At 74.2% G+C, this 9,174-nt stretch carries 12 protein-coding genes; 3 read left to right on the top strand and 9 right to left on the bottom strand.

The features are described from left to right. Nucleotides 1-131 precede the first annotated feature (131 nt). The 6 genes from KPF22_RS00305 to KPF22_RS00280 form a co-directional block, all read right to left on the bottom strand. A complete protein-coding gene (locus tag KPF22_RS00305) occupies nt 132-506 on the bottom strand; it encodes a hypothetical protein (RefSeq protein WP_073576167.1) in 375 nt (124 codons plus the stop codon). A gap of 62 nt (nt 507-568) precedes the next feature. Continuing rightward, nucleotides 569-1,399: a glutamate racemase gene (murI, locus tag KPF22_RS00300; RefSeq protein ID WP_062400757.1), complete on the bottom strand. Its 831-nt coding sequence runs from the start codon at nt 1,397-1,399 to the stop codon at nt 569-571. A gap of 3 nt (nt 1,400-1,402) precedes the next feature. After that, nucleotides 1,403-1,999 carry a rhomboid family intramembrane serine protease gene (locus KPF22_RS00295; RefSeq protein WP_208825042.1) on the bottom strand — a complete coding sequence of 199 codons (597 nt, stop codon included), beginning with the start codon at nt 1,997-1,999 and terminating at the stop codon, nt 1,403-1,405. Between the two features lie 49 nt (nt 2,000-2,048). After that, nucleotides 2,049-2,996 (bottom strand): PLP-dependent cysteine synthase family protein, encoded by a 948-nt coding sequence (locus tag KPF22_RS00290; RefSeq protein ID WP_208825044.1) that lies wholly within the window; start codon nt 2,994-2,996, stop codon nt 2,049-2,051. A gap of 62 nt (nt 2,997-3,058) precedes the next feature. Further along, nucleotides 3,059-3,334, bottom strand: coding sequence for a MoaD/ThiS family protein (locus KPF22_RS00285; RefSeq protein ID WP_062404265.1), 276 nt, complete (start codon nt 3,332-3,334; stop codon nt 3,059-3,061). 115 nt (nt 3,335-3,449) lie between these two features. Then, on the bottom strand, nt 3,450-3,944 hold the full coding sequence (locus KPF22_RS00280) for a M67 family metallopeptidase (protein WP_100880863.1): 495 nt from the start codon (nt 3,942-3,944) through the stop codon (nt 3,450-3,452). A 134-nt stretch (nt 3,945-4,078) separates the two neighbouring features. On the opposite strand from KPF22_RS00280, the gene KPF22_RS00275 reads away from it, so the two are divergent. After that, nucleotides 4,079-5,767, top strand: coding sequence for a bifunctional UDP-sugar hydrolase/5'-nucleotidase (locus KPF22_RS00275; RefSeq protein ID WP_224400908.1), 1,689 nt, complete (start codon nt 4,079-4,081; stop codon nt 5,765-5,767). Nucleotides 5,768-5,783: 16 nt separating this feature from the next. Here KPF22_RS00275 and KPF22_RS00270 read toward each other — a convergent pair whose 3' ends face one another. Both KPF22_RS00270 and clpS read right to left on the bottom strand, forming a co-directional pair. Beyond that, complete coding sequence (locus tag KPF22_RS00270; protein WP_062400754.1) at nt 5,784-6,335, bottom strand: DUF2017 domain-containing protein; 552 nt, start codon at nt 6,333-6,335, stop codon at nt 5,784-5,786. Nucleotides 6,336-6,337: 2 nt separating this feature from the next. Then, nucleotides 6,338-6,646, bottom strand: a complete 309-nt coding sequence (gene clpS / locus KPF22_RS00265; protein WP_060710877.1) for an ATP-dependent Clp protease adapter ClpS — start codon at nt 6,644-6,646, stop codon at nt 6,338-6,340. A 38-nt stretch (nt 6,647-6,684) separates the two neighbouring features. On the opposite strand from clpS, the gene KPF22_RS00260 reads away from it, so the two are divergent. Both KPF22_RS00260 and KPF22_RS00255 read left to right on the top strand, forming a co-directional pair. Further along, nucleotides 6,685-7,971 carry a nicotinate phosphoribosyltransferase gene (locus KPF22_RS00260; RefSeq protein ID WP_224400907.1) on the top strand — a complete coding sequence of 429 codons (1,287 nt, stop codon included), beginning with the start codon at nt 6,685-6,687 and terminating at the stop codon, nt 7,969-7,971. 3 nt (nt 7,972-7,974) lie between these two features. Next, on the top strand, nt 7,975-8,550 hold the full coding sequence (locus KPF22_RS00255; RefSeq protein ID WP_208825053.1) for an isochorismatase family protein: 576 nt from the start codon (nt 7,975-7,977) through the stop codon (nt 8,548-8,550). A 24-nt stretch (nt 8,551-8,574) separates the two neighbouring features. On the opposite strand, the gene KPF22_RS00250 is transcribed toward KPF22_RS00255, so the two are convergent. Then, on the bottom strand, nt 8,575-9,174 hold a 600-nt coding region (locus KPF22_RS00250), incomplete at its 5' end, for a BCCT family transporter (protein WP_224400906.1).

Here is a 9,174-nt window from a genome sequence, read left to right as displayed (position 1 = left end):
GCGAGTACGCGAGCGGCGCCTCACCGAAGCGCTCGGCGATCTGCACGCCGGCCCGCGCCGAGGCCGAGAGCGCGAAGATGCCGTAGACGGCGATGAGGATGCGCCCGGGGCCGGTGGCGGTGGCGCGGGGCTCAGGCACCGGGCACCCCCGGGATCCACAGGCCCTGCAGGCGCAGCACGGCGACGAGCGTCCCGATCGCGCCGACGGCGATCACGGCGCCGCCCCAGCGGCTCGGCTCGGCGGTGGCGAACTGCAGCGCGATCACCGGGACGCAGACCGCGACGGCGAGGTAGATGAGGAAGGTCGACTGCTCGGGCAGGGTGACCCCGCCGAGCAGGACCCGGTACGCCGCGATCGCCGCCTGCACGACGATGAGCGCCACACAGATCCCGACGGCGACGGTGTGCACCCGGCTCGGGGGCCGGTTCAGCGCCGTCGTGACCAGCCCGAACAGCGCGGTGGCCGAGAGCGCCACGGTGATCACCAGGACGAGCGTTCCGATCACGGCGGGAACGCTACCCCCCGCTCCCGGTGCGGCGCGGAGGACCCGCCCGTCGCGGCCGGTGGTCAGGCGGACGGGAGCGCGGCGCCCGCGCGGCCCACGACCGAGCCGATCTCGGGACCCAGGAAGCGGCGGCCGAGCCGGGCGAAGGGTTCCGGGTCGCCGGTGGCGAGGAAGCGGTGCGGCGCGGGCGGGGTCGTGTCGTCGCGCAGCAGGTCGTGCGCGTGCAGGGTCCGGACCAGGGTGCGGGCGGTCTCGTCGGCCGAGGACACCAGCGTCACGTCCGGGCCGAGGACGATCTCCAGCACCCCGGACAGCAGCGGGTAGTGGGTGCAGCCGAGGACGACGGTGTCGACCCCGGCGCGCTGCAGCGGCTCCAGGTAGCCCTGGGCGACGCCGAGGACCTGGCGTCCGCTGGTGGTGCCGCGCTCCACGAAGTCGACGAACCGGGGGCAGGCCACCGAGGTGATCTCGGTGTCGCGGGCGGCGTCGAAGGCGTCGGCGTAGGCGCCCGAGGCGATGGTCGCGGCGGTGCCGATGACGCCGATCCGGCCGTTGCGGGTGGTGGCGACGGCGCGGCGCACCGCCGGGCGGACGACCTCGACCACCGGGACCGGGTAGCGCTCGCGGAAGTCGGCGAGACAGGCCGCCGAGGCGGAGTTGCAGGCGATGACCAGCGCCTTGACCCCCGAGTCGACGAGCTCGTCGCCGATCGCGAGCGCGAGGCGCCGGATGTCGGCGAGCGGGCGCGGCCCGTAGGGGCTGTGCGCGGTGTCGCCGACGTAGACGATCTGTTCGGCGGGCAGCAGGTCGATGACCGAGCGGGCGACGGTGAGCCCCCCGACCCCGGAGTCGAAGATGCCGATCGGGGCGTCGATACCGGGCGCGTCGCTCACACCCTAGGAGGGTAGGCGGTCGGCCTTCGCGACCCAGCGGGCGGCGACGACGCCGCCGATCGCGCCGAACAGGTGCCCCTGCCAGGAGACCATCGGGTCCGACGGGAGCACTCCCCAGAGGATCGAGCCGTAGAAGAGGAACAGCACGACGGCGAGCAGGATCTGCCGTCCGTTGCGGGCCAGGAAGCCGCGGGTGAGCAGGAACAGGAACCAGCCGAACACGATGCCGGAGGCGCCGAGCACCGGCAGCGGCGAGGTCAGCCACACCCCCAGCCCGCTGATCACCCAGATCGTCGCGGTGACCGCGACCCACTGCACCGGACCGCCGGACATGGCGAGGAACCCGAAGATCAGGAACGGCAGACTGTTGGCGGCGAGGTGCGCCCAGTCGCCGTGCAGCAGCGGCGCGGTGAGGATCCCGGCGAGGCCGTCGGTGCTGCGCGGGTAGATCGCCGCGGCGGCGTCGACCATCCCGCCGGACGCCTGGTCGACCGCCTCGATCGCGTAGAGCGCGGCGGTGAACGCCAGCATGATCACCGCGGCGCGCACCGGCGCGGGCGGCAGCACGCGGGCGGGGCGGCCGTCCGGGAGTGCGGTCATGTCACCCACGGTACCGGCTCGGCCGCCCGCTATGCCCGTTGTGCCCGGTTCAGGCCCAGAGGTGCCCGTCGATGCCCTGCGCGGCGGTCCCCAGGTCACCGGAGTACGCGCCGGTGGACAGGTACTTCCAGCCGCCGTCACACACGATCATGACGACGTCGGCGCGCTGCCCGGCGTCGAGCGCCTTGTTCGCGACGCCGAGTGCGGCGTGCAGGATCGCGCCGGAGGAGATCCCGGCGAAGATGCCCTCCTGCTCGACGAGCTGGCGGGTGCGGCGCAGCGCGTCGTAGGAGCCGACCGAGAACCGTCCGGTCAGCACGGTCTCGTCGTAGAGCTCCGGGACGAAGCCCTCCGAGAGGTTCCGCAGGCCGTAGACGAGCTCGCCGTACCGGGGCTCCGCCGCGACGACCTGCACGTCGGGCTTGTGCTCGCGCAGGTAGCGCCCGGCGCCGACGAGGGTGCCGGTGGTGCCGAGCCCGGCGACGAAGTGGGTGATCGACGGCAGGTCCCGCAGGATCTCCGGGCCGGTGCCGCGGTAGTGCGCATCGGTGTTGGCCGGGTTGCCGTACTGGTAGAGCATCACCCAGTCCGGGTGCTCGGTGGCGAGCTGCTTGGCGACGGCGACGGCCTGGTTCGACCCGCCCGCCGCCGGCGAGGAGATGATCTGCGCGCCGTACATGGCGAGCAGCTGCCTGCGCTCGGAGGAGGTGTTCTCCGGCATCACGCAGATGATCTCGTAGCCCTTGAGCCTCGCGGCCATCGCCAGCGAGATCCCGGTGTTGCCCGAGGTGGGCTCCAGGATCGTGCAGCCGGGCGTGAGCAGCCCCTGCTTCTCGGCGTCCTCGATCATCGCCAGCGCGGGCCGGTCCTTGATCGAGCCGGTGGGGTTGCGGTCCTCCAGCTTCGCCCACAGCCGCACGTCCTCCGACGGCGACAGCGACGGCAGCCCGACCAGCGGGGTGTCGCCGACGGCGTGCAGCAACGAGTCGTAACGCACGGGTTCTCCTCACACGACGGCACCGGGCGGGGACGCCGCCCGGTGCCGGGGTCCGGTGGGGCTCAGCGACCGCCGGCCACGGCCGGGAGGATCGTGAACGTGGAGGACTCCGTGACCGGGGCCTCCAGGCCGCCGGCGAAACGGATGTCCTCGTCGTCGACGTAGATGTTGACGAAGCGGTGCAGCTTGCCGTCGGTGATCAGACGGTCCTTGATGCCGCTGTGCCGCGACTCCAGGTCGTCGATGACCGCCGAGACGGTGTCGCCCTTCGCCTCGACGGTCTTCTCACCGTCGGTGTGCGTGCGAAGGATGGTGGGGATGGAGACGGAGACGGCCATCTCGGTGATCACTCCTGGTGGGTCGCTCTGGCGTGGATTTCTCACGCGCGACAACGCGGCCGGAGTACGGCGACATTCCCGCGCGACCTCCGGCGCGGGTGCGCGAGAGGGTCGATCAGGCCCGGTCGGGCACGTCGTCGGAGCCGGTGTGGGAGAACATGTAGGACTCCACGACCGCCAGCTCGTCCTCCACGACCTCGCCGTCGGCGAGGTGGTAGGAGCGCACCTCGGGCTCGGCGTCGGCGGTGGCGAGGCCCACGATCAGCCAGTGCTGGTCGGGGGTCCACTCCATCTGGGCGACGTCCTTGGGCGACGGGTAGGCCTCGGGCAGACCGGTGTGCGCCACCGGCCGCCGCGGCAGTCGCGTGTGGGAGTGGACGACGAGCATGCGGCGCTCACCGGCCGCGTCCAGCTCGCGCTCCAGGCGGATGTCCTCGGCCGGGGCGAAGGCGAAGTCGCTCGCCACCTCGTCGGCGTTGGTCATCGGCACGTAGCGCTCGGGGTGCTCGCCGGTCTCGGGACCGACGAGCTGCCCGCACGACTCGACCGGGAAGTCCCGGCGGGCATGCGCGACGATCGCATCGACGAGGTCGGACCGGAGGACGAGCACGACCCGAGGATACGCGGCCCCGGCCGCGGGACCGAACACCCGCCGGGCCGGAACCGGCCGTTCACGCACCCGACACCACGTTCTGTGATCCCGGCCACGGCCTCCCGTGCAGGGGTGCGTCCATACTGCCCTGCGTGCCCGCCTCCGGTCGCCGTGTCGGATTCGTCCTCGCCGCCGTGCTCGTCGTCGTCCTCGCGGTCGCGGTCACCGTCGAGGCGGTGACGCTCTCGGGCCGCCCCGCCGCGGGCGCGCCCGGCTCGGGCACGGTGCGGCTCATCGCGCTCAACGACCTGCACGGCAACCTGGAGCCGCCCTCGGGGTCCTCGGGCCGGGTGACCGACGACGCCGGCGCGCAGGTCGAGGCCGGCGGCGCCGCGTTCGTCGCCGCGCACGTCGCGGCGCTGCGGGCGCAGGCCCCGGCGAGCGTGGTGCTGTCCACCGGCGACAACGTCGGCGCGTCCCCGCTGGCGTCGGCGCTGTTCCGCGACGAGCCGACCGTCGAGGTGCTGGAGCGGATCGGCGTCGCCGCGTCCGCCGCGGGGAACCACGAGTTCGACGAGGGCATCACCGAGCTGCGCCGGCTGCAGCGCGGCGGCTGCCACCCGGTCGACGGCTGCCGCTTCACCCCGTCCTACGACGGCGCGTCGTTCCCGATCCTGTCGGCGAACGTGACCGAGGGCGGGAAGCCCGCGCTCGCCGCGTCGACGGTGGTGGAGGCGGGCGGCGCCCGGATCGGCGTCATCGGCGCCACCCTGTCCGAGCTGCCCGACCTGGTCTCCCCCGACGGCATCCGCGGCCTGGAGGTCGGCGACGAGGTCGCCGCGGTCGACGCGGCGTCGCGCGAGCTGACCGCGCAGGGGGTACGGGCACAGGTGCTGCTGCTGCACCAGGGCGACGAGGCGACCGGCGACGGCGGCCCGGACGCCTGTGCGATCGAGCCCGGCGGGCCGGGGTCGCGGATCGCGGCCGCGGTGTCCGCCGACGTCGACGCGGTGTTCTCCGCGCACACCCACCAGCAGTACGCGTGCTCGGCGACCGACCCGGCCGGGAACCCGCGACCGTTCGTGCAGGGCCTGTCGTTCGGCAGGCTGCTGTCGGTGGTCGACCTCGCCCTGACCGGCGACGGCGACGTGGACCGCGCCGCGACCGGCACCGCCCGCAACGTGGTGGTCACCCGCGACGTCGCCCCCGACCCGGCGGTCGCCGACGTCGTCGACCGTGCGGTCGCGCAGTCGCGGCCGCTGGCCGAGCGCCCGGTCGGCACCCTGGCCGGCCCGCTGCTGCGCGCGGCCGCGCCGTCGGGACTGTCCCCGCTCGGCACGGTGATCGCCGACGCCCAGCTCGCCGCCTCGCGCGGCGACGGCGCACAGCTCGCGCTGACCAACCCCGGCGGGGTGCGCGCGGACCTGGTGCCCGGCGCGGGCGGGCGGGTCACCTACGGGCAGGCCTACACCGTGCAGCCGTTCGGCAACATCCTGCAGACCATGACGCTCACCGGCGCCCAGCTGCGCGCGGTGCTCGACCAGCAGTTCACCGTCGACGACGGTCCGACGGTCCTGCAGAGCTCGTCGAACCTGCGCTACACGGTGGTGGCCGGGAACCGGGTCGGTGACATCTCCATCGGCGGCGTCCCCGTCACCGACGACGGCCGCTACCGGGTCGCGACGAACAACTTCCTGTCCGCGGGCGGCGACGGCTTCGACACCGTCACCGCCGGGACCGAGCTGGTCGGCGGCCCGGTGGACCTCGACGCGTTCGTCGCGTACCTGGGCGCGAACCCGGGCCTGGCCGTGCCGTCGACCGACCGGATCGTGCGCCGCTGAGGGGCGGCCGGGCGGGTCAGAGCCCGCGGACGCGGACCCGGACCAGGGAGTCCTGCACGTAGGTCAGCCAGTGGTAGACGCCCAGGTGCTGGGCCCGCGGGTCGTCGTCGGGCAGCTGCTCGGGCATGTCCTCGTTCACGTCGAGGGCGGTGCCGAGCGCGAGCCGCACGTCGTTGAGGGCGGCCAGCCAGGCGTCGACCTGGGCCTCGGTGAGCTCGAGCCGTCCGCCCGCCTCGGGCAGGGTGTCCAGCACGGTCGCCGCGGCGGTGTCCTTGGCCTCGATCAGCGACGGCTCGTGCAGCGAGCGCATCCCGCCGGCGAGGTCGGAGTCCTCGGTGGTGAAGTCCGGCAGCAGCCGGGCCAGCACCCGGTCGGTCGGCCGCGACGTCGGGCCGGTGCGGATGCCGGTCAGCTCGGCCAGCTCGTCGGTGGGCGCGAGCTCGGCACGACCGGCGAGCATCTGGCGGATCTCGACGAACAGGCCCCGCAGGACGACGGCCTCCTCACCGGAGAACCCGGACGTGTAGCGGACGCGGTCGCCCCGCCCGCTGCGCTTCCAGCCGTTCACGCTCAGGCCCGCTGCATGGTGGCCCACAGGCCGGCCGCGTGGAGCTGGGCGACGTGGCCCTCCACGGTGTCCTTGTCCCCCGCCGACACCGCGGCGCGTCCCTTGTGGTGCACGTCGAGCATCAGCGCGGTGGCCTTCGCCTCGGGGTAGTGGAACACCTTCTGCAGCACGTAGGTCACGTACGACATGAGGTTGACCGGGTCGTTCCAGACGATGGCCTGCCACGGCGTGTCGGGGCCGGCGGACTCGTCCAGGTCGGGCGTGACCTGCTCGGTGGGCGCCGGGGACGGCGCTGGGGACGGCGCGGACATGCGCCCCATGGTGGCACAGGAGCCGTAGGCTCCCGGCCATGACCGGCACGGCCCTGCTGACCGACCGCTACGAGCTGACGATGGTGGCGGCGGCCCTCGCCGACGGCACCGCGGAACGCCACTGCGTCTTCGAGCTGTTCGCGCGCCGCCTGCCCGACGGGCGCCGCTACGGCGTCGTCGCCGGGACGGGGCGGTTGCTGGAGGCGCTGGAGCGCTTCCGGTTCTCCGCCGCCGACCTGGAGTTCCTCGCCCCGGTCGTCGACGCGGCGACCCTGGAGCGCCTGGGCGACTACCGCTTCTCCGGCGACGTCGACGGCTACCCGGAGGGCGAGCTGTACTTCCCCGGCTCCCCCGTCCTCACCGTGACCGGCACCTTCGCCGACGCGGTGATCCTGGAGACCGTCGCGCTGTCGATCTACAACCACGACTGCGCGATCGCCTCGGCGGCGGCCCGGATGGTGACCGCGGCGGCCGGCAGGCCGCTCATCGAGATGGGCTCGCGGCGCACCCACGAGGAGGCCGCCGTGGCCTCGGCCCGGGCCGCGTACCTGGCGGGCTTCGCGACGACGTCGAACCTCGCCGCGGGCGCCCGGCACGGCATCCCGACCGCGGGCACCGCCGCGCACGCCTGGGTCCTGCTGCACGACGACGAGCCGGCCGCCTTCGCCAGCCAGGTCGCCGCGCTGGGCACCGGCACCACGCTGCTCGTCGACACCTACGACATCCGCCGCGGTATCGAGCACGCCGTCGCGGCCGCCGGGCCCGGGCTGGGTGCGGTCCGCATCGACTCGGGCGACCTCGGCGAGCTGGCCCGCCAGGCCCGCGAGCAGCTCGACGCGCTCGGCGCCACCGGCACCCGGATCGTGCTCTCCGGCGACCTCGACGAATACGCGATCGCCTCGCTGCGCGCCGAGCCGGTCGACTCCTACGGCGTGGGGACCTCGGTGGTCACCGGGTCGGGCTCGCCGACGGCGGGGATGGTCTACAAGCTCGTCGAGGTCGACGGGCGCCCGGTGGCCAAGCGGTCGAGCGCGAAGGAGTCCCGCGGCGGGCGCAAGGCGGCGCTGCGCCGGTTCAAGCCGACCGGGACCGCGGTCGAGGAGGTCGTGTACCCCTACGGCACCGACCCGGTCCTCGGCCCGCACGACCGGGTGCTGCCGGTGCCGCTGGTGCGGGACGGGAAGGTCGTCGCCGACGACGTCGTCACCGGGCTGGAGGCCGCCCGGGAGCGGCTGCGGACGGCGCTGGTCGCCGTACCGTGGGAGGGGTTGAAGCTGTCCCGCGGCGAGCCTGCGATCCCGACCACCTTCCTCACCGGGAGCTGAGCCATGGCACGAGCGTTGATCGTCGTCGACGTCCAGAACGACTTCTGCGAGGGCGGCGCCCTCGCGGTGGCCGGCGGGGCCGCCGTGGCCGCCGGGATCGGGCCGCTCGCGACCGGCGGCCGCGACGGGCGGGTCTACGACCACGTCGTCGCCACCCGGGACGTGCACGTGGACCCGGGGCCGCACTTCTCCGACACCCCGGACTTCGTCGACTCCTGGCCGCCGCACTGCCGCGCGGGGACGCCGGGCGCGTCGTTCCACCCGGCACTGGACGTGGCGCCGATCGAGTGCGTCTTCGACAAGGGCGCCTACACCAGCGCCTACTCCGGGTTCGAGGGCGCGAGCGCGAACGAGTCGGGCACCCCGCTGGGCGACTGGCTCACCGAGCACGGGGTGACCGAGGTCGACGTCGTCGGCCTGGCGACCGACCACTGCGTCCGGGCGACCGCGCTGGACGCGTCCCGGCTCGGGCTGGCGACGACGGTGCTGCTGCACCACTGCGCCGGGGTGGCACCGGAGACGACGGAGCGGGCGCTCGCCGCGCTGACCGAGGCCGGCGTGGAGCTCCGCACCGCCTGACCCCCGGCGGCGCCGGCGCCGGACTCAGTGCCGGTCGGCGGTGCCGACCGGGGCTGGCCGGTCGTCGTCGGGCCGGTCGGCCGGGGCGAGGGGGTCGACGACGGCGACCGGGACGGGCTCGGCCCGGTCCCCCGCGCCGTCGGCCGCCGGCGCGGCGGCGGTCGCGGCGGGGTGGGTGCCGTCCGGGGAGGCGGGCTCACCGGAGTCGTCCTTCGCGAAGGACCCGACCTTCACGTAGAAGTCGTCGCCGTGGTTGTCGGTCGCCCACTCGACGGCCTGCTCCATCACCTCGGCGCTCTTCTCGGCGCGCAGGATGACCTTGTCCCGGCGCACGTCGCGGTGCAGCGCCAGGCACAGCAGCACCATGATCACCACGAACGGCGCGGCGACCAGGATCGTCAGGTTCTGGATGCCCGACAGGGCGTCCTCACCGCCGGTGACCAGCATCAGCACCGCGACCGCGCCCATCGCGGCACCCCAGAAGACCACGACCCACCTGCTCGGCTCGATGGTGCCGCGCTGGGACAGCGTGCCCATCACGATCGACGCGGCGTCGGCGCCGGACACGAAGAAGATCGCCACCAGCACCATCACGAGCAGGCCGGTGGCCGTGGCCCACGGGTA

Origin of the sequence: Pseudonocardia sp. ICBG1034, from assembly GCF_020131375.1 — a bacterium.
Classification (GTDB): Bacteria; Actinomycetota; Actinomycetes; order Mycobacteriales; family Pseudonocardiaceae; genus Pseudonocardia; species Pseudonocardia alni.
The sequence above is the reverse complement of the archived record's forward strand: the minus strand, read 5'-3'. Positions and strand labels throughout refer to the sequence as shown.